Here is a 20,991-nt window from a genome sequence, read left to right as displayed (position 1 = left end):
TTATCTGTCCACTAAAGAAAAGAGAATAAAAAAGGAAATAATGTGAAAAAAGTCCTACTTTTTATTTTGGTTATTCTTGTTTTTGCCATCGTGGTCATTGCCATGACTTTAGGCTCAAATAACGATCAGGTAGTCACATTCAATTACCTTATTGCTCAAGGGGAATATCGTATTTCTACCTTGTTAGCCACACTGTTTGGTGTCGGCTTTGTTCTTGGTTGGATTGTGAGTGGTGTTTTCTATTTGCGCGCCCGTTTATCACTAGGCCGAGCAAAACGTAAAATTAAACGTCTTGAAAGCGCTCAAACCAAACAAGAAAGCCAAGAAAGTCGCCCAACGGTTGCTTCTGCTACGAAATAAGGACGATAGCTGATGCTAGAATTGCTGTTTCTGTTATTACCTGTCGCGGCAGCTTACGGCTGGTATATGGGGCGTCGTGGCGCCCAACAGGATAAACAGCAGAATGCCGATCGCCTGTCACGAGAATACGTGGCGGGTGTTAACTTCTTACTTTCGGATCAACAAGATAAAGCTGTTGATCTCTTCCTTGAAATGCTTAAAGAAGATAGTTCTGCTTTTGAAGCACATCTTACGTTAGGCAATCTTTTCCGTTCTCGTGGTGAAGTTGAACGCGCAATTCGTATTCATCAATCCTTAATGGAAAGTGCAGCGCTTTCTTTTGATCAACGTCTCCTAGCTGTTCAACAACTTGGCCGTGACTATGTTGCTGCGGGAGTTTACGATCGAGCTGAAAATATGTTTCAGCAACTTATTGATGAGCAAGAGTTTCGCCAAAGCGCGTTACAATCTTTGCTGGCTATTTACCAGTTAACAAGTGATTGGGGCAAAGCCATCGAAACAGCTGAAAAATTAGTAAAATTAGGTCAGCATGAATTAAAAGAACAAATATCACATTTTTACTGTGAGTTGGCACTTCAAGAAATGAGTAGTGATAATCTTGATAGTGCACTTAGTTTTCTACAAAAAGCAGGCCAAGCAGATCCCCTCTGTGCTCGTGTTTCAATTATGTATGGTCGTATTTATATTGCTCGTGATGAGAAACAAAAAGCCATTGAAGTGCTGATGAAAGTTATCGAGCAAGATAAAGAGATGGTAAGTGAAACATTACCTATGCTTTTTGAATGTTTTCAGACGCAAGAAGATAATTCTCGTTGGGAGGCGTATTTACGCCAATGTGTTGATAGTAATAGCGGTGCTATTGCTGAACTCTACCTTGCAGATATCATTGAAGCCAAAGAAGGTATTGAAGCTGCTCAGCTTTATATTAACCGCCAATTAGAACGCCATCCTACAATGCGACTTTTCTATCGCTTAATGCGTTATCATTTAGCTGAAGCAGAAGAAGGTCGAGCCAAAGAAAGTCTTATTTTATTGCGTTATATGGTTGGTGAACAAATTCGTACCAAACCAGATTATCGTTGCCATAAATGTGGTTTTACCTCTCATGCATTATATTGGCATTGTCCATCCTGTCGTTCATGGGATACCGTTAAACCTATTCGCGGTTTAGATGGTCAGTGACGATGTCACTTTTTTAATAGTCTCTTTATAAATAAAGGCCCTAAAATGTCATTTCATTGTGATAAAAAATCGCCCGAGTTCACCTGCGCGCCCGTTATTGTGGCATTAGACTATGAAGATCAAAAAAGTGCATTAGATTTTGCACAACGTATCGATCCCTCATCTTGCCGTTTAAAAATTGGTAAAGAGATGTTTACCCGTTTTGGCCCTCAATTTGTTACGCAGTTACAAAAAGACGGTTTTGACATTTTCTTGGATCTAAAATTTCATGATATTCCCAATACCGTTGCAAGAGCCGTTGCAGCTGCGGCTGATTTAGGTGTATGGATGGTGAACGTACATGCAAGTGGTGGCAGTCGCATGATGCGTGCAGCTAAAGAAAGCCTTGTATCCTATGGCAAAGATGCACCACTTTTAACAGCAGTAACAGTGTTAACGAGTATGGATCAGTCCGATTTGATTGAGTTGGGTATAACATTAACACCCGCAGAACAAGCCGAGCGCTTGGCGTTGCTGACAAAATCTTGTGGCCTTGATGGTGTTGTGTGCTCTGCACATGAAGCTACACGTTTTAAACAAGTTTGTGGTGATGATTTCTTATTAGTGACACCAGGTATTCGCCCTGCAGGAAGTGATGTTGGTGATCAGCGTCGAGTCATGACGCCAGAACAAGCCATTGCAGCAGGGGTTGATTATATGGTGATTGGACGTCCTATTACACGTAGTGATAATCCTCTTGAAACGTTGCAACAAATTAATCGTTCTATACTCTAAATAACTCAAGATGTAGCTAAGTGACAATACACTGCATCTTAATAGTATGACGAATATATACAAGGTATGTAATTAACATGGATAATAACTCTCGTTTGGTTTATTCCACAGATGCGGGTCGCATTAAAGAAGAAGAACAAAAGCCTGTACGTCCTGTCGGTGATGGTATTGTGCGTATTCAGCGTCAAACTAGTGGGCGTAAAGGTAAAGGTGTTTGTGTTGTTTCAGGTATCGATCTGGATGATGCAGAGCTGGCCAAACTTGCCGCTGAACTAAAGAAAAAATGTGGCTGTGGTGGTAGTGTAAAAGACGGTTTAATTGAGATCCAAGGTGACAAACGTGATTTAATTAAATCGCTATTAGAAGCCAAAGGAATGAAAGTTAAACTGGCTGGTGGCTGATTTAGCTAGCTAGATAGCAATGAAATGAATAAGGGTGCGCTGATTTTCTATTGAGATTAGCGCATTTTTTATTGTTATTAATAGATGTCTTTTTAAAGGTGTTTTATGAAAGCATATTTGATGATTGTAACGTTGTTGTATTCTTCTGTGCTTTTGGCAGAAAGCAAAATAGATAAAGTGATTGTCCATGATAAATATTGTTCTTCACCAGAGCAGACAATGGATGAAATTTACGAGCATGGGGCAATAACCAACTGTATTTATACTGGGCTTTCAATCACTGATGCGTATAAAAAATATGTCAGCGAACACGATGAAGCTTATCTTGAAAAAGTCATTAGAGTGAATAATAACATCCAAAAAGAGTACACAAATGATGCCGTTTCTGTGGACTATAATTGGGAAAACCCCAAAAAATTAATAATAGAACAGCAGTTTGCAGGTGGTTTTACCGAAATTTTGTTAGAAGAAGATCAGAAGGGCACTAAAATAACCATCACAGGTCATCCTGATTAAGTATTAGTCAAACAGAGAACACCATAAGCAAGATTATAGGTGACAATGTCACCTACTTGTTTATATTTCATTCTATTCTTTCTCTTCGATTTTTAGATATTTCACAGGCACGGAAAGCGTTAACCATACACCATTATCAGCCTGATAAAATTCAAAACCTTCACTAAACATTTTTTCACTATCAACAATTAAAACAACGGCTTTTCCATGACGATTGCCGACATTCACGGCTGTTTTATAATCTTGTGATAAATGAACATATTGGCGACCATTCGGTATTAAACCTTGATTAAAAATACTGTCGATAAAACGAGTTGCTGTACCGTGATAAAGTATTTTAGGAGGAGTAATAGCTTGGTAATCAACCGTAGTCTTAAGAGAGTGCCCTTGAACGGCACGAATAAAAAGCCCATTTTCTGAAATAGCGAAACGCTTTTTATCATTCGTTTTAACTACATCGTTAATCAGTTCAAGGGTTAGTTGCGTGCCTTTTTTCTGCGCTAACAAGATCAGTTGTGATATTTCACCCCATCCTTGCTCATCAAGTGATAAACCAATACTTTCAGGGGAGTGTCGTAATATATAGCTTAAAAAACGGCTAATCTGCACTTTATCTTTCATTAATTCAATCCATTTGTTATTTACTAAATTTATGGTCTGAGTGTTTTATTTCCTTAATACCATAAAAATATTCCCTTTTTATTCCCTTTAAATTTCTAGTGTTATGTCTAGCAAAGATAATAGGCATAAAAAAACTGATGGCTCAAAATGAACCATCAGCTTTATTGTATACCGACTACAGACTAATTAGATAGGGCGAGCAACGATATTACGAGTTTCAAGTTTTACATCTTCGATGCGAACAGGAATGATATCATTGAGTTTATAAGCACTTTCACCTTTCACAATCACTGTACCCGTTTCTTGACTGCATTGAATTTCATCACGCACAGCATGTAAGAAAGGAGCCGGAATAAAGGCTACTGCGCCATTTTCAACTAAGCGAACGCGAATACCACCACGTGTAATATCGATAATTTCAGCGTTAAATGGTGTTTCAGTACCCGCAAAAGGTTTTAAGAAACGTGCATATAACCAATCACCCACATCTCGTTCAGCCATACGATTAGCACGACGGCGTTCTGCAATACGAATACCATCTTCTTCTTGTGGCTTTTCAGCAGGCTCTTTACTGATAATCGCTTTTAGTAAACGGTGATTTAAAATATCACTATATTTACGGATCGGTGATGTCCATGTTGCGTAAGCTTCCAGTCCTAAACCAAAGTGTGGGCCTGGCTCTGATTTGATTTCAGCAAAGTTTTGGTAACGACGAATACGGCTATCAAGGAATTGATTAGGTTGGTTATCTAGCTCACGACGTAATTGACAGAAACCTTCAAGGGTTAACAAACTTTCAGAAGTGGTTTCAATGCCATTATCTTTTAAAGTTTGTACAACTTGATCGATATAAAGTGGATCAAAACCAGTGTGAACGTTATAAACACCGAAGCCTAAGTTTTTCGCCAGCACTTTAGCTGCACAGATATTGGCTGTGATCATTGCTTCTTCGACAATGCGATTTGCAATACGACGATTTTCAGCCACGATATCTAACACATTACCACCTTCATCGAGAATAAAGCGGTAATCAGGGCGTTCTTTAAAGACCAGAGCATGTTTCTCACGCCATTCATGACGTTTTTCACACATCTCTTTTAATAACATTACTTGTTCATGAACGATGTCATTCTCTGGTTTCCAATCGCTGTTAGCGCCTTCTAACCAATCTGAAATATGGTCGTAAACCAGTTTGGATTTTGATTCTACCCATGCAGAATAGAAGTGAATATCTTCATGTAATGCACCATCTTGGGCAATGCTGACTTGACAGACTAATGCAGGGCGCTTTTCATTAGGGCGTAATGAGCAAATGTTATCAGATAGCTCACGAGGCAACATTGGGATGTTAAAGCCCGGCAGATAGTTAGTTAGAGCGCGTTGTGCCGCAATTTTATCTAATTCACTATTCGGCAAAATATAAGCCGTAGGATCGGCAATGGCGATAAATAGCGTTAATTGACCGTTCTCTTCTTTACGAATAAAGAGTGCGTCATCCATGTCTTCTGTTGATGCACTATCAATAGTGACAAAGGAGAGAGAAGTCAGATCTTCACGAGGTAATGCATCATGTAATGTAAGTGCTTCGTTGCCCATTTCTGGTGCATCGCGCTCAAGTTGATGACGCATTAAGGTTACCCACCAAGGGGCAAAGTGATCGTCTTTATCTGTAATATAGTCGGTGATTTCTGCCTGAAAACCTTTATCACCTTTATTAAGTGGGTGACGGCGCATAACCGCAACAGCCCAATCTTGATTGACAAAGTTATGGGTTAAACCTTGAGCTGGACGGCAAGGAATTGCATCTTTTAGTAGAGGATGGTCTGGTATTATCCACAGACGGTTATCACCCTCTTTTCTTTGAATACGGCCGACAAAACGAGTTAAAAAGGGCTCAACTAATTCTTCAGGTTCAACTGATTCTTTGTCGTTATTGGTATGAACAGCAGCAATTACACGGTCACCGTGCATCACTTTTTTCATTTGCGGAGGGGGAATAAAATAGCTTTTCTGACCATCAACTTCAAGGAAGCCAAAGCCTTTATCTGTTCCCTTTACAAGGCCTTCCACGCGCGGTGTTTGGGCATGGAGTTGCTGTTTTAGCTGTGCAAGCAGCGGATTGTCTTGAAACATATTTTTCCGGAAAGTCGGCAGTTTTAATAATAAAAGTGGGCAATAGTTTTATTCGATTGTGCGTAGCGACGCAAGTAATATTGCATCAGAAAAACAGACAAATCGGCAAATTTTTATTCAGGATCTGTTTTTTCTTTAAATTCACACAGATCTTCAATAATACAAGAGCCACACCGTGGTTTTCGTGCAATACAGGTATAACGACCATGAAGAATAAGCCAGTGATGGCAATCAACTTTAAATTCTGCCGGAACAACCTTTAATAGTTTTTGCTCAACTTCATTGACATTCTTGCCAGGGGCAAAGCCTGTACGATTACTCACTCTAAAGATATGTGTATCGACAGCAATTGTTGGCCAGCCAAATGCAGTATTTAAAACAACATTTGCAGTTTTGCGACCAACACCAGGCAAAGCTTCAAGGGCTTCTCTGTTTTCAGGAACCTCACTGTGATGTTTATCCACCAAGATTTGACAGGTCTTAATCACATTTTCAGCTTTGGTATTATATAGGCCAATGGTTTTAATGTATTTCTTAAGTCCATCCACACCTAAATTCAGGATAGCTTGTGGTGTGTTGGCAACTGGATAAAGTTTAGCAGTTGCCTTATTGACACTCACATCGGTCGCTTGTGCAGAGAGTAACACGGAGATCAATAGTTCAAACGGAGAGTCAAATTTTAGCTCTGTCGTAGGTTGCGGATTGTTATCACGCAACCGAGTTAGAATTTCAATACGTTTTGCTTGATTCATTATGCTCACAAATTAATTTTTAACGATATGACTACCACAGCCTTGTTCTTTTTCATAAGTTTTCATTATCGAAGCGCTGCGCTTTTTCTGTCTTTCATCGATAAGGTATTTTCCCGCTAACATAAAGCCTAAACCGATAAAAGCACCTGGCGGTAAAATGGCAAGTAAGAAGGGGGAATCTAAATGAACTATTTCGATTCTTAATACTTGAGCCCATTCACCTAACAGTAAATCTGCACCGTCAAATAATGTTCCGTTACCTAAAACTTCACGGATCGCGCCTAACACAAAGAGTGCGGCTGTTGCCCCTAATCCCATTGCTAAACCATCAATGGCAGAAGGAAAGACTTCATTTTTAGCAGCGAAGGCTTCAGCACGGCCAATAACAATACAGTTGGTGACTATTAATGGAATAAAGATCCCCAACGATTGGTATAAACCATAGGCGTATGCGTTGATCAGTAATTGCACAGCACTGACGACAGACGCGATTATCATAACATAAATTGGGATACGAATTTCAGAAGGAACCCAACGACGTAAACTTGAAACTGCCACATTGGTGCAAAATAGCACTAATGTTGTCGCAAGTCCTAAGCCTAGCGCGTTAGTTGCTGTAGAGGAAACCGCCAGTAAAGGGCATAGACCAAGTAATTGCACTAGAGCTGAGTTGTTTGTCCATAACCCTTGAGCAAAGAGCGTTTTAATGGAGTTCATATTAATTCGCCTCACAGACAGAGAGAGTTTCTAATTTCTCTGGTAATGATTGTATTAGCCATGCTGTGCGTTTTGATGAGTTAACGACAGCGCGGGGGGTGATCGTCGCACCTGTAAATTGATCAAAATCGCCACCATCTTTTTTTACCGCCCAATGTGGATCGTTTTCACTGGAAATGAATTTATGGCTCAGTGTTGTGATCCAATCGGAAATGCGTGTCTCAATTTTATCACCCAGACCAGGAGTTTCGTTATGTGCGGTTACACGAACACCTAGAACGTTGCCTTTAAAGTCAGCGCCAACAAGAAGTTCAATTGCACCTGAATAGCCATCTGGCGCGGTAGATTCTAAGGCTGCTGCAACGGGTTTACCTTCTAAACGTGCGACATAAAGTTTATGAGGTTTTGAATTTCCCAATTCCGGTGCCGTAAGTAGATAACAATCTTTAGAAAGTTCATTGTCATACATTGCTTGAGGGATCACCTGATCCAATAATTTTTGTTTTTCTATAGCCACTTGCTCTGCAATGGTATCTGCGGTTAAGTGGTACACCACAGCGGTTAAACCTGTTGTACAAGCCGCAAAGACAGTTAATGTTAGCCCATGACGTTTTAAGATATCGATCATCATTTTCTCCTTGGCACATTAATGCCCATAAACACGAGGGCGTGTATAGCTATCGATTAAAGGTACAGCGATATTGGCAAGTAATACTGAAAAGGCAACAGCATCTGGATATCCACCATAAACACGGATAACCCAAACTAATAAACCAATCATTCCCGCATAAATTAAACGACCTTTAGGGGTTGTAGAGGCACTTACAGGATCAGTCGCTATGAAGAAAGCCCCTAACATTGTTGCCCCTGAGAAGATTTGTAATAGGGGTTGCGAGTAACGAGTAGGATCGATCCCCCAACTAATAACCGAACATAAGGCTAACATTGAGATCATCGCAACAGGGATATGCCAGCTAATAATGCGTTTATAGAGTAGAACTAATCCACCTACTAAATAAGCTACATTCACCCACTGCCATCCAATGCCGGCAAACTCACCTTGTAAAATAGGTGTCGCTAACACTTCATCAATAGAATGAGTTAATAATCCAGTTTTAAAACTATCAAGAGGTGTAGCTTGTGTAATGCCATCAACAGAGCGTCTTAAATCTTCAAGTGTTAAGCTTGATGATGTATGACCTGTAAAGAAAATACTTAAACTGTCCATGACATTGTAAGAGACTGCTTGTAATTCAACAGGAGGCATCCACGATGTCATTTGTACTGGGAATGAGATAAGTAAAACTACATAACCTACCATTGCGGGGTTAAATGGATTTTGCCCTAAACCGCCATAAATATGTTTTGCGATAACGACAGCAACAAAGGTACCTAAAACAATGATCCACCATGGTGCCAAAGGCGGAATGCTAATTGCGAGCAATACACCAGTAAGCAGTGCGGAATTATCTTTAAGGTAAAGTAATGGATCTTCTTTTTTGAGTTTTACGCATACAGTTTCAGCCACAAGCGCAACGATGATGGCGAATATAATTTGGTAAATAGTGCCTAAACCAAAAAAATAGATCTGACTGATGATCCCCGGTAATGCCGCTAATGTAACCCATAGCATAACTTGGCTGGTGGATTGTTGATTATGCGTAAAAGGGGAACTCGCAATTTTTAATTTACTGTTGTTATTTTGTATCGGTCTAAATTTCATCTGTGATTAATCCAAGGTAACTTCTTCTTTAGCTCGACGTTGTTCGGCTTCTTTTTTCGCTTTCACTCTGGCAATAGCGGCCGCAACGGCTGCTTTGCGTGGATCGACATCTTCGGCTTCTGCTTTTTCAACAGGAGCTTCAACGGCTGGTATTGCTTGAGAAGCTTGCTGTGTTTTTTTCGCTTTCACTCTGGCAATAGCGGCCGCAACGGCAGCTTTGCGTGGATCGATATCTTCGGCTTCTGCTTTTTCAACAGGAGCTTCAACGGCTGGCGTTGCTTGAGAAGCTTGCTGTGCTTTTTTCGCTTTCGCTCTGGCAATAGCGGCCGCAACGGCAGCTTTGCGTGGATCGACATCTTCGGCTTCTGCTTTTTCAACAGGAGCTTCAACGGTTGGCGTTGCTTGAGAAGCTTGCTGTGCTTTTTTCGCTTTCACACGAGCCAATGCGGCCGCAACAGCTGCTTTGCGTGGATCGACATCTTCGGCTTCTGCTTTTTCAACAGGAGCTTCAACGGTTGACGTTGCTTGAGAAGCTTGCTGTGCTTTTTTCGCTTTCGCTCTGGCAATAGCGGCCGCAACGGCAGCTTTGCGTGGATCGACATCTTCGGCTTCAGCGCTTTCAACAGAAGCTTCAACGGCTGGCGTTGCTTGAGAAGCTTGCTGTGCTTTTTTGGCTTTCACACGAGCCAGTGCGGCAGCAACAGCTGCTTTGCGTGGATCGACATCTTCGGCATCTGCTTTTTCAACAGGAGCTTCAACGGTTGGCGTTGCTTGAGAAGCTTGTTGTGCTTTTTTCGCTTTCGCTCTGGCAATAGCGGCCGCAACGGCAGCTTTGCGTGGATCGACATCTTCGGCTTCTGCGTTTTCAACAGGAGCTTCAACGGTTGGCGTTGCTTGAGAAGCTTGTTGTGCTTTTTTGGCTTTCACACGAGCCAGTGCGGCAGCAACAGCTGCTTTGCGTGGATCAGCATCTTCGTTGTCACTTACTGTATTATCATTTGAGGCTTCTAATGCTTTTTGCTGTGCTAATTTGGCTGCTTGTTTTGCTCTGACTTCTTCTTTACGCTTTCTACGTGCGGCGATAGCAGCTGCGTTATCTGGCTCTTCACCTGCTTTCACAGAAATAATTTTACCGATACTCTGTTTTTCTTTTACACGAGAGAGCGCAGATTGAACTTCATTATGTTCATTATCATCAAGTTTAACCGCCGCACGTTGATGCCTTGCTTCACGCTCAAGTTTTTCACGCTCCATGCGTAATTTTTTGGCTTCAAAACGCGCTTTAGCTTCAGCTGCTCGTTTTGCTTCTGCATCAATTTCACGTATTTCAGCCTTTTCTTGGCGATAGTATTGAACTAACGGAATATTACTTGGGCAAACAAACGCACAAGCACCACATTCAATACAATCAAATAAATTATGCTGTTGTGCTTTCTCATGCTCTTTACCTTTACTAAACCAGTAAAGTTGTTGGGGTAATAAACCACTAGGGCAAGCATCAACACAATGACCACAACGGATACACGCCTCTTCAAGATTATCTGTATCCATTTCTTCAACTGAAGGGATAAGTAGGCAGTTGGTTATCTTAACAACAGGGGCATTTAAGTCAGGTAAGGTAAAGCCCATTAATGGCCCACCCATAATCACCATTTGTTCAGAGCCTGCAACAAATCCCGCTTGTTTTAGCAATGAATAAATAGGGGTACCCAAACGTGCCCAGAAGTTACCCGGTGTTTTGGCACCATTACCAGTGATCGTGACAACACGTTCAATTAAAGGCTCATCATCAATAATGGCACGCTTGATAGCAACAACAGTACCCACGTTTTGCATCAAAACACCAATATCAGATGAACGACCACCTGATGGCACTTCTTTACCTGTTAAGATCTTGGTCAGTTGTTTAGCACCGCCAGAGGGATATTTTGTGGGAATGACACGAATAAAAATTCGTTTCTCATCAGGGACGGCATTTAATGCCAATTTCAATGCTTCAATAGCTTCAGGTTTGTTATCTTCAATACCAATTAACACTTCATCAGGACAGAGAAGGTGAATTAATACCTGACAACCAGCAATCACTTCATCAGCATGCTCTTGCATTAAGCGATCATCCGCTGTGATATAAGGTTCACATTCTGCTGCATTGACAATCAGTGTGTTAACTAAATCACCACCGCCTTTTAATTTTGAAGCAGTCGGGAATCCGGCGCCCCCTAATCCAGCAATACCCGCTTCATGGATACGAGCGAGTAAAGTCTCTTTGCTTTGCGATTGGTAATCAGTGAGCGGGAACTGTTCACGCCATTCATCTTTACCGTCAGATTGAATTCTTACGGCAATTTCAGGTAATCCCGAAGGGTGAGCACTTGGAAAAGGCTCTATAGCAGTGACAGTACCAGAAATAGACGCATGAACAGGGAGTGTTCTGCCAACACCTTTAGTCAAAGGTTGGCCTTTTAAAACATGTTCACCCTCGCTAACACAAAGTTGACCAGGTACGCCTAAGTGTTGATGAATAGGGACAATTACTTCATCAGGCAATTGTGCTATACGCATTGGTGTGCGACTTGACTGTAATTTCATTTCAGGAGGATGAATACCGCCTTTAAAATCCCAGATTTTATCTTTTTTAAATAACGAAAAGAGATTAAACATGAGCGTTATCCTCCGTCTTTAATGACGGTTCATCTTCAGGTGTTTCTTCAGGCTCTGCTGGAATATTTTTAACAGGGATGGTATTTAAATCCCATTTCCAATTTGAGGTTGTTACTTTGACTGGCACTAAGGTAATACAGTCAGTAGGGCAAGGTGGAACGCATAAGTCACATCCAGTACATAAGTCTTCAATAACCGTATGCATTGCGCGTGTTGCACCTACAATGGCATCAACAGGGCAAGCTTGAATGCACTTAGTACATCCTATGCAATTATCTTCATCAATTAAGGCGACTTTTCTAACGGGATTTAATGCTTCTTCGTCACCATCAAGCGGTTGAGGTTCAACACCCATTAGTTCTGCGATTTTTAACATCACTTGTTCGCCACCCGGCGCACACCGGTTAATCATCTCACCATTGTTTGCAACCGCGTCGGCATAAGGGCGACAACCAGGATGTCCACATTGCCCACATTGACTCTGTGGCAAAATAGCATCTATTTTTTCAACAATAGGATCTTCTTCCACTTTAAAACGACGCGCGGAATAGCCCAAAATTAGCCCAAAGATAAGACCTAGCGCACCAAGTACGCCAATTGCTATCCATAAAGAATTCATTACAGTTTCACCAAACCACTAAAACCCATAAAGGCGAGAGACATTAAACCTGCGGTAATTAAACCAATTGATGCACCTTTAAATGGCGCAGGGACATTTGCCACTGCTAACCTTTCTCTAATGGCGGCAAATAATACCATCACAAGAGAAAAACCTACTGCTGCACCAAAACCATAAACAGCCGACTGCATAAACGTGTGTGCTTGATTGATATTTAATAACGCAACGCCTAAGACAGCACAGTTTGTGGTAATTAAAGGTAAGAAGATCCCCAACAAACGATAGAGTGTCGGGCTTGTTTTTCTTACAACCATTTCAGTGAATTGTACAACTACTGCAATAACTAAAATAAAGCTCAGTGTGCGTAAATAAAGTAAGTCCAAAGGAACTAAAATAAAGTTATCCATCAGCCATGAACTAATAGAGGCGAGAGTCATAACAAAGGTCGTCGCAAATCCCATACCGATCGCGGTTTCTAATTTTTTTGATACACCCATAAATGGGCATAAACCTAGGAATTTGACGAGTACAAAGTTATTCACCAATACGGTGCCGACGAATAGAAGCAAGTAATCAGTCATTGTTATGCCAAAATTGTTAAACAGAGAAACAAAAAGCCTCCTGAAATAAAGAGGCTAAACAAGCGTATATAATATCAAGGGTGAAGATACGAAGTTATCGAACTTGTGTGAAAGTTTCACGAACACGTTTAGAGTACTTGATATAAGGCACAAAGCAGACAGTCGAGAAGACAGACCATAGAAGAGATTTTAACGCTGTTTGGTCATCTACAGGCGCAAAGCCAAAGCTTTTGATCGCTAATAGTAAGTTGATAAGTAACCATAAAATAAATAAACGTGGAAAGTTTTTAGCGCGATAAAAAAACTGGCGTAGTAGATATACCGTAAAACCAAACATCACCCACGTGGTTAACGCAGAGAGATACCAACTTGATATTAAATGAAAAGGAAGCTGGTGGAGGATCGAAAAATCCGCAAAATATTTAAGAACGTAGAGAACAGACATCAAGCCAGAGCCAATAATTGATAAGATCATATAAGCCAATGGCGCAAGTAGCCATCCAGTTATAGGCGCCTTTCCTGAAAGGTTATTCTGCGTGTTTGCTTTGAGATCAAATTTCATTAATTAATTATTCCTACTCGTGTGTATAGAACTAAACGAGATATTATCACAAACTTTGTTATTATTTATTTAGCTACAAAAGTGAAAGTGATTTTTATTAATAAAAAAGCAGATAAAAATAGGATAGGGTTATGGCAAATAAACTCAATGTTGGGATTATCGGGTATGGCTATGCAAGTAAAACCTTTCATGCTCCCTTAATTACAACTACCAAAGGCTTAAACCTCAGTGCAATTTCAAGCTCTGATGAAAATAAAGTCAAACAAGATTTTCCTCACATCACGGTTTATGCAGATCCTCAAGCACTTATTAATGATCCTTCAATAGACTTAATTATTATCCCTACACCGAATAATACTCACTATTCGTTAGCTTCACAGGCTTTGGAAAAAGGTAAACATGTTGTTATTGATAAACCGTTTACACTAACACTGGAAGAAGCAGAAAAATTATCTCAACAAGCAACAAATGCCGGTAAGCTACTTTCTGTTTTTCATAATCGTCGTTGGGATTCGGGTTTCTTAACGGTTAAAAAACTTTTAGCAGATAAAACACTCGGTGAGATTAGTGCCTATGAAGCTCATTTTGATCGCTTTCGCCCAACCGTGCGTCAACGTTGGCGAGAAGATGCCGGAATTGGTGGCGGACTTTGGTATGATTTAGCGCCCCATGTTCTTGATCAAGCCGTTTGCCTATTTGGTGAGCCTAAAGCAATTACGGCAGATATTGCTCAATTACGTCCTAATGCAAAAAATGCCGATTACTTTCATGCGTTATTAGAATATGACAATCTTAGAGTTATTCTTCATGCTTCTATGCTAGTCGCATCTCCAACACCTATTTTTGCTATTCATGGAACAAAAGGCAGTTATGTTAAATACGGTTTAGATACTCAAGAAGATGCCTTAAAAGCCGGTTATCTTCCTAATCAAACTTATAATTGGGGAATGGATAATAAAGATGGTGAATTAACAACATTATCAGCATCCGGTGAGTTAGAAACAACCACGCTTGCAACACTCCCTGGTAATTATCCTGCGTATTATCAACAAATTTATCGTGCAATTACATTGGGTGAAGAAAACCCCGTTACGCCAATACAAGCAACTGCCATTATGCGTTTGATTGAAGCGGGCGAAATTTCAAATCGTTTAAAACAAACTATTACGCTATAAGCTAAAGGGAGCGCTAAATCTAATGTCTTGGTGGCAAAAATTAAAACTTGATCCTTTTCTCATGATAATGATTTGTGTGGTAACCCTAGCAACGCTACTACCCGCACAAGGGGATATTAAAGTCCTGTTTCAATATCTAACAACAGGCGCTATTGCGCTACTTTTCTTCTTGCATGGTGCAAAGCTCTCTAGAGAGGCAATACTGGCAGGGCTTGGGCATTGGCGATTACATTTAACCGTATTTGCTAGCACTTTTATTCTTTTCCCTATTTTGGGGCTAGGATTACAAGTGATTGTGCCTGAATGGATGTCACCAACAGTCTATATGGGTTTTTTATACCTTTGTGCTCTTCCTGCAACCGTTCAATCCGCCATTGCTTTTACTTCTGTGGCAGGGGGAAATGTCGCCGCAGCTATTTGTAGTGCATCAGCATCGAGCATTCTAGGTGTTTTTCTTTCACCGGTGCTGGTGGGTTTTTTAATGCAAACGCAAGGCTCAGCAGATGATTTTGATACTGCTGGAGCAATTCAGTCGATTTTACTGCAATTAATGGTGCCTTTTATTATTGGTCATTTATCTCGCCCTTTAATTGGTCGTTGGGTTGATAAGCATAAGAAATTAGTTAATAGAACAGATCGTTCTTCTATTTTGCTGGTGGTTTATGTGGCGTTTAGTGAAGCTGTTGTTGAAGGGATCTGGCATAAAATTGACGGCTGGTCGTTACTAACGATTGCTGTAGTGAGCTGTATTTTATTAGCGATTGTCATTTTTGTGAACGTGTACAGTGCAAGGTTGCTTGGTTTTAATAAAGACGATGAGATCACCATTGTTTTTTGTGGTTCTAAAAAGAGTTTAGCAAATGGTGTACCAATGGCTAACGTGTTATTTCCTGCGGCAACGGTGGGGGTAATGTTATTACCATTAATGATATTCCATCAGATCCAATTAATGGTTTGTGCTGTATTAGCACAGCGCTACGCTAATCAAGCTAAAGAAGCTGAAAAGAAATAACATATTTAAGTTGGATGGATAATTAATAGTATTGTTTAAATATTGATTATGAGCCAAATATAAAAAAGGCATCGATTTGATTATTTATCGATGCTTTTTTTATTCACTATGATCTTTGTTGTTTTCTTTTTTATCTAGCAATGAAGAAGGTTGTGACTTTAACGGAAGAGGTAAACCTAACACAAAGTAAATTAAGAAAACAAAACCTATGTTCAAATAATCTGTTTTATTATTTTTTACCGTTGTCTCTAATTCACAATCAATCGGTTCTAGTTGATCGTTAATATTATATTTACCTTGGTAAAGCTCATTAAGTATGGTTTGTGCTTGTTCAAATTCTTTATCATTAACGAGCAGTTTTACACCTCCGGTTGCTTGAGCATAAACCTGATTGTTCCAAACAATATTTTCATCTAAAAGAATAGCATCAATACCTTCAGATTGGAGAAGTCCTGCTTCAATTGAAGCATCAAGCGGCGATAAGTATTGAGATAATAATTTATAATGACCTCTTGTTGGGTGAATGTTCCACATAATTCTTCCTTAATGATAAATAATCTCTGACGAAGATTAATTTTAGTCTAAGCGTCATTAATGATCCTATCTATTTTTTATGAATATAAAAAAACCATCTGATTAACAGATGGTTTTGATGAAAAAAGCATTAAATATTAACGTAAGCTTACTTTTTTAATTAATGCGTCACGTTCAGCTTGGCTAATAAACGCCATTTTTAAACCATTAATTTGAGTTTGGCGAATTTGCTCTGGTGTTAATCCCGCAGCTGGTGCTGCAACGTTATATTCATGTTTTAATTCAATGCCTTCAACAGCAGGATCGTCTGTATTAAGCGATGCAATAATGCCATGCTCTAAGAAAGTTTTTAGAGGATGTTCTGCTAGTGAATTGATAGTGCTGGTTTGAATGTTTGAGGTTAAGCAAGATTCAATACCAATTTGATGCTCTGCGAGATAATCCATTAAACGAGGATCTTCAATAGCCTTAACACCATGACCGATACGACTTGCGCCTAATTCTTTAATTGCGTGCCAGATACTTTCAGCACCTGCTGCTTCACCGGCATGAACTGTAATATTCCAGCCTGTGTCACGAGCACGATTAAAATGAGGTTGGAATAAGTGACCCGGAAAACCTAATTCATCACCCGCTAAATCGAGCGCAGTAATTTTATCTTGATGTTTCAACAATCCATTTAATTCTTGTTGGCAAGCATCTTCACCAAAAGTACGGCTTAAAATACCGATTAAACGAATATCTACATCGTGTGATTGCAGTGCGCTTTGTACACCATCAACAATGGCTTCTACGACACCTTCAACAGGCAACTGGTGCTTCATTGCCATATAATAAGGAGAGAATCGCAGTTCAGCGTAATCAATACCCGCATTAACCACATCCACCACGTTTTCATAAGCAACACGATGACACGCATCTAAGTCTGCTAAAACTGCTACTCCCCAATCTAATTTTTGTAAGAAACTCACAAGACTTGGCTCATTTTTTGTAATTTGCACATGAGGACGCAAAGCTTCTAATTCATAAGCGGGGAGCGCAATATTGTGTTGTTTTGCTAAATCTAAAATAGTTTGTGGGCGGATATTACCATCTAAATGACGATGTAAATCGGTTAAAGGCAACTGTGTGTCAATCACGTGTTATTTTCCTTTTAATAGAAATAATGAAAATCTATCGTTTATAGTGATTTTCTTATAATCGGGTAAATATAAATGAGTTGCAGATTATTATGACTGATTTTTATTTTATTCACTAATAAATAAACTTAAATTGGTTGTTTTTAAAACTAAAAATGCCATTTTTTCTCAATTTTAAGTTAAAAAATAGAAAGCGAAAAAGAGAGGTGTTTATTTATTAGCTACAATATTCAATGCAATTGACGTGTATTATCAAGATAACTGATACATTAAAAATTAAGCTGAAAACAGAGTTGTCATAATAATTGAAATATCTTATCAATTATTCTGATAGATTTGAAGGTGGAGGTTAAGCAAAAAATAGTTTAAATCTTGATTTTCTTATCACTTTACCCAATGAGTTACTCATTTTATGATTTCTAATACTTTTGAGTAAACGATAGTGAGATGTTTTTATAAATATAAAAAATTATTTATGCTTATATTTTATTCATTAAAATAAAAAACAATATATCTCTTTTATTAAATAAGGAATAAAGAATAGAAAATTGACGCCATAATAAATTGCTGTTTGATGGATATATTTAACAGCAAATAATTATTTACATAATAATTATTTTTAATTAAATCCTAATTGTTTAAAACTTAAGGCGTATAAATATGAATGAGAATTCAAATTTAAATCTTGGAAAGAGAGATAATGCAATACAACACCAATTAGTTTCTAAAATACTACCTCCTTCATCGGCAAATAATCTCACTTATGGATCGCAAGTCGTTACTGGTGATGGTGCAATTGCATTAGATCTAGTTGTTGTAATTGATACCAGTGGTTCAATGGCTGATGAGTCGTTAGATTTGAGTAAAGATATTGATATTGCAATACAAAAAGCGCTGGAAAATTGCCCATCAAAACTTCGGGTAACTTTTTTAGGTATTGAAGGTACATGGGATGATACTAAATTTGATCAATCAGCGAGTGACTACTTAAAAGCATTAGGTGTACCCGAAAGTCGTTTGCAGGCAAGAAAACCCTTTAAAGAAGCTGATGGACGTGATCATGCGGGTAATAAAGAAGATTTATGCCGAGCAGTGATTGATTTAAGTAAATATTTTGATTGGCGTGATGGTGCTCGTCGTGCAGTTTTTGTTTTGGGTGATGAAGGTATGGAAGGTGGCGGAGGTGTATTGACCAACGCAGCAAAGATAAAAAATGATGAAGCGATTGCCGTTGCCCAACAGGAAAAAGTCAAAGTATATACCTACCAAGGAACGCCAGACGATAGTGCAACGAACCTCGATCGTTTCCCAAGTGTGGCTGATAGAGATCGTGTAACAAAAGAGTATGTGCGTTTAGCAGAGCAGACAGGGGGGCGCTCTTATATTTACACTACAGGTATTGCGAATTTCTCTCTAGTGTTACAAGAGATCCTCTGTGATAGTTTAACACTACCAAACATTCCTAAACCGAATGATAAAAAATCTAACTGTGGTCATGTTTGTGAACAATTAACTTCTATTATTTCAACAGTAAATACACTTGCAGGAATAATTAATAAAACCATTGATTCTTGCTGTAAAGATGAATGGGGCAACCGTCATCTTCCAGCTAAAGATTGTGATTGTTAATTAAAATACGAAGAAAAAAACACCCCATTGTGTTTTGACAAATGGGGTGTTTCTATTTACTTATTTATTTTAACAGAAACTTAATTATTGTGCTGGTTGTTGCTCAGGAATTAAGATTTCTTGCTCTTCGATAATCGCTGGATCTTCAGTCATCTCTTCTTGATAACCTTCTTCTGAATAATCAGAATCATCGTAATCGTAAGATGATGCACCCATGCCGAATAACATAGCGGCTAAACCTAACATTTGAGGAGCTTGAGTAACATCCATAAACTCATCAAAAGTATAGGTTTTACCATTCATGGTAAATTTATCAGCAGCATAGTTCAGTTTCAGGCTTAATGCTTTACCATCTTGTGCAAGTAGCATCAGAGGTAATGCATCTTTCTCATCTTGAGAAATTTGATTGATATTTTGCTGTAATTCAGTTTTTAACTGTTCAATATCAGTCGCTGTTGCTGTTTCAATTTCTTTTTTCTCTTCATCAGTTAATGCGGTTTCTTGGTAACGAGCTGCATCAAGGTATTGAGTGGTGTTACGGAACTCAGCTAACATTGGAAGAGATAAATCAATATTGAAATCGATGTTTTTAAACAGATAGTTAAATAATTCTGCTGGTGATTTTTCTTGGCTTTCTAATACTTTAACGTTAAACGCATTTAAGTCTAAGTTAAAGTTTAGTTTACTTACACCGCTTTTATTGGTTAAAGACGCTTCATCGATACGGAAAACTAAGCCTTTCTCCAGTACATCACGAACGGCTTTTTCTACAATATCATCGTTGCCATAATGGTATTTATTCCAAGGTAATAACGAATTGTTATAAACTTTGGTTAATAGCAACATTGCATCAGTATCAGCTTTATCAATTGAATAGCCGAATTTACCTGCACCAAATTCAAGTCCTGCAACATTCAGTGACTTAAAGTAATAAGTTTGAGAAATGTTAAAGAGCTTATCTTTGATATCACTTTTGGTTGTCAGAGAAAAATCTTTCAGTGAAAAATCAGAGGCTTTGTCTTTACTGGTATGTGCAATTTCAGCAAAACTTAATAACTGCTCATTAAATAAATATTGATCGTTGTTAACTTTAGTTCCAGCAACAGAACCTGCAATATTTTTAATTGTGAAAGTTTCTTCGCCATCTTTAGTCACAACAACTTGATCACCTTTTACAGAGGTAGTGAAGTTGGTTGCGGTTTTATCTGATGAGAATTCAATTGTTAATGGTGTCGTTTTAACTGTGCCACCGTTTTCAGCGAAATCGATAGGATTTAGTTTAGCTTCACCTGATACTGCACCATCAAAAGCTAAAGATGTATGGATATCAAAAAGAGATTTATCTTTAGTCAGTTTGAATAATTCTTTAGTTGTATCATTGTTGACCAACGTATTATTCATGGCCGCTAATTTTGGTGCTAAATTAAATTTAGCCAAATCAGAAAGAGGGAATGGGCCGTGATCAATATCAGTAGTGAAGATAATCTCTTCTACTTTTTTATCCTGGTCTTCAACGACTTCACTAGCATCTTTTGAAATCACGACAGCAAAGTCTGCATTAGAGGTGAATACCCCTTTTTTATAGTCACGAATTTCAAGTTTAATATCAGCGCCAAATTGTGCATTTTTAGCAAGTTGCGCTAATTGGACATTAGCTAGTTTCGTTTCTTCCTGTAAGCGACTTTCAATTTTGCTGCCCATGTACCACGACGCACCAGTCCAAACAACACCTAGTGCGACGATAACACCAACAGCGACAAGCGATTTCTTCATAATTCTAGTCCATCCTCTGTGTACATCTGGCGATGTACGTTATAAAGGCTGTTTTGTAACCCTTAAACAACCCGATAAATTGGTGATAAATTTTACTAAATTTAAATATAGATAATCCACATATATA

The 20,991-nt window shown here is 39.0% G+C and carries 21 protein-coding genes; 8 read left to right on the top strand and 13 right to left on the bottom strand.

The window, feature by feature from the left end:
* The first annotated feature begins 42 nt into the window (after window positions 1-42).
* The 5 genes from GWI68_RS19005 (at window position 43) to GWI68_RS18985 (ending at window position 3,233) form a co-directional block, all read left to right on the top strand.
* Window positions 43-360 (top strand): LapA family protein, encoded by a 318-nt coding sequence (locus GWI68_RS19005; protein WP_109408762.1) that lies wholly within the window; start codon window positions 43-45, stop codon window positions 358-360.
* Between the two features lie 12 nt (window positions 361-372).
* Window positions 373-1,542: a lipopolysaccharide assembly protein LapB gene (gene lapB, locus GWI68_RS19000; protein ID WP_166541304.1), complete on the top strand. Its 1,170-nt coding sequence runs from the start codon at window positions 373-375 to the stop codon at window positions 1,540-1,542.
* Between the two features lie 45 nt (window positions 1,543-1,587).
* Window positions 1,588-2,316 carry an orotidine-5'-phosphate decarboxylase gene (gene pyrF, locus GWI68_RS18995; RefSeq protein ID WP_109408764.1) on the top strand — a complete coding sequence of 243 codons (729 nt, stop codon included), beginning with the start codon at window positions 1,588-1,590 and terminating at the stop codon, window positions 2,314-2,316.
* A 77-nt stretch (window positions 2,317-2,393) separates the two neighbouring features.
* Window positions 2,394-2,717, top strand: coding sequence for a stress response translation initiation inhibitor YciH (gene yciH, locus GWI68_RS18990; protein WP_072068012.1), 324 nt, complete (start codon window positions 2,394-2,396; stop codon window positions 2,715-2,717).
* A gap of 105 nt (window positions 2,718-2,822) precedes the next feature.
* Complete coding sequence (locus GWI68_RS18985) at window positions 2,823-3,233, top strand: hypothetical protein (RefSeq protein ID WP_166541303.1); 411 nt, start codon at window positions 2,823-2,825, stop codon at window positions 3,231-3,233.
* A gap of 72 nt (window positions 3,234-3,305) precedes the next feature.
* Here GWI68_RS18985 and GWI68_RS18980 read toward each other — a convergent pair whose 3' ends face one another.
* From GWI68_RS18980 to GWI68_RS18935, 10 genes are all read right to left on the bottom strand, one after another.
* Window positions 3,306-3,854 (bottom strand): RNA 2'-phosphotransferase, encoded by a 549-nt coding sequence (locus GWI68_RS18980; protein ID WP_109408766.1) that lies wholly within the window; start codon window positions 3,852-3,854, stop codon window positions 3,306-3,308.
* Window positions 3,855-4,040: 186 nt separating this feature from the next.
* Complete coding sequence (locus GWI68_RS18975) at window positions 4,041-5,987, bottom strand: exoribonuclease II (RefSeq protein ID WP_166541302.1); 1,947 nt, start codon at window positions 5,985-5,987, stop codon at window positions 4,041-4,043.
* Window positions 5,988-6,100: 113 nt separating this feature from the next.
* Complete coding sequence (nth, locus tag GWI68_RS18970; RefSeq protein ID WP_109408768.1) at window positions 6,101-6,739, bottom strand: endonuclease III; 639 nt, start codon at window positions 6,737-6,739, stop codon at window positions 6,101-6,103.
* A gap of 12 nt (window positions 6,740-6,751) precedes the next feature.
* A complete protein-coding gene (locus GWI68_RS18965) occupies window positions 6,752-7,456 on the bottom strand; it encodes an electron transport complex subunit E (RefSeq protein ID WP_166541301.1) in 705 nt (234 codons plus the stop codon).
* Between the two features lies 1 nt (window position 7,457).
* On the bottom strand, window positions 7,458-8,084 hold the full coding sequence (gene rsxG / locus GWI68_RS18960) for an electron transport complex subunit RsxG (RefSeq protein ID WP_166541300.1): 627 nt from the start codon (window positions 8,082-8,084) through the stop codon (window positions 7,458-7,460).
* Window positions 8,085-8,102: 18 nt separating this feature from the next.
* Window positions 8,103-9,179 (bottom strand): electron transport complex subunit RsxD, encoded by a 1,077-nt coding sequence (rsxD, locus tag GWI68_RS18955; protein ID WP_166541299.1) that lies wholly within the window; start codon window positions 9,177-9,179, stop codon window positions 8,103-8,105.
* Between the two features lie 6 nt (window positions 9,180-9,185).
* Window positions 9,186-11,840 (bottom strand): electron transport complex subunit RsxC, encoded by a 2,655-nt coding sequence (gene rsxC, locus GWI68_RS18950; protein WP_166541298.1) that lies wholly within the window; start codon window positions 11,838-11,840, stop codon window positions 9,186-9,188.
* Complete coding sequence (rsxB, locus tag GWI68_RS18945) at window positions 11,833-12,459, bottom strand: electron transport complex subunit RsxB (protein WP_036937055.1); 627 nt, start codon at window positions 12,457-12,459, stop codon at window positions 11,833-11,835. Before rsxB ends, rsxC begins: the two co-directional genes overlap by 8 nt.
* On the bottom strand, window positions 12,459-13,040 hold the full coding sequence (rsxA, locus tag GWI68_RS18940) for an electron transport complex subunit RsxA (protein ID WP_006536930.1): 582 nt from the start codon (window positions 13,038-13,040) through the stop codon (window positions 12,459-12,461). The genes rsxB and rsxA overlap by 1 nt, the downstream gene beginning before the upstream one ends.
* A 94-nt stretch (window positions 13,041-13,134) precedes the next feature.
* A complete protein-coding gene (locus GWI68_RS18935) occupies window positions 13,135-13,602 on the bottom strand; it encodes a DUF2569 domain-containing protein (RefSeq protein ID WP_109408309.1) in 468 nt (155 codons plus the stop codon).
* Between the two features lie 131 nt (window positions 13,603-13,733).
* On the opposite strand from GWI68_RS18935, the gene GWI68_RS18930 reads away from it, so the two are divergent.
* Complete coding sequence (locus GWI68_RS18930) at window positions 13,734-14,777, top strand: oxidoreductase (protein WP_166541297.1); 1,044 nt, start codon at window positions 13,734-13,736, stop codon at window positions 14,775-14,777.
* A gap of 22 nt (window positions 14,778-14,799) precedes the next feature.
* Window positions 14,800-15,789, top strand: coding sequence for a bile acid:sodium symporter family protein (locus GWI68_RS18925; protein WP_166541296.1), 990 nt, complete (start codon window positions 14,800-14,802; stop codon window positions 15,787-15,789).
* Window positions 15,790-15,888: 99 nt separating this feature from the next.
* Here the strand turns inward: GWI68_RS18925 and GWI68_RS18920 are convergent, their stop codons facing one another.
* On the bottom strand, window positions 15,889-16,323 hold the full coding sequence (locus GWI68_RS18920; protein ID WP_166541295.1) for a DUF2007 domain-containing protein: 435 nt from the start codon (window positions 16,321-16,323) through the stop codon (window positions 15,889-15,891).
* A gap of 137 nt (window positions 16,324-16,460) precedes the next feature.
* Entirely contained in the window at window positions 16,461-17,462 is a 1,002-nt protein-coding gene (add, locus tag GWI68_RS18915) for an adenosine deaminase (RefSeq protein ID WP_109408305.1), read from the bottom strand.
* 660 nt (window positions 17,463-18,122) lie between these two features.
* Here add and GWI68_RS18910 point away from each other — a divergent pair.
* Window positions 18,123-19,091 (top strand): VWA domain-containing protein, encoded by a 969-nt coding sequence (locus tag GWI68_RS18910; RefSeq protein WP_166541294.1) that lies wholly within the window; start codon window positions 18,123-18,125, stop codon window positions 19,089-19,091.
* Between the two features lie 84 nt (window positions 19,092-19,175).
* Here GWI68_RS18910 and GWI68_RS18905 read toward each other — a convergent pair whose 3' ends face one another.
* Window positions 19,176-20,864 carry a YdgA family protein gene (locus tag GWI68_RS18905; RefSeq protein WP_166541293.1) on the bottom strand — a complete coding sequence of 563 codons (1,689 nt, stop codon included), beginning with the start codon at window positions 20,862-20,864 and terminating at the stop codon, window positions 19,176-19,178.
* Window positions 20,865-20,991: the final 127 nt, after the last annotated feature.

This window comes from Proteus sp. G2669, assembly GCF_009915245.1.
GTDB lineage: Bacteria > Pseudomonadota > Gammaproteobacteria > Enterobacterales > Enterobacteriaceae > Proteus.
The sequence above is the reverse complement of the archived record's forward strand: the minus strand, read 5'-3'. Positions and strand labels throughout refer to the sequence as shown.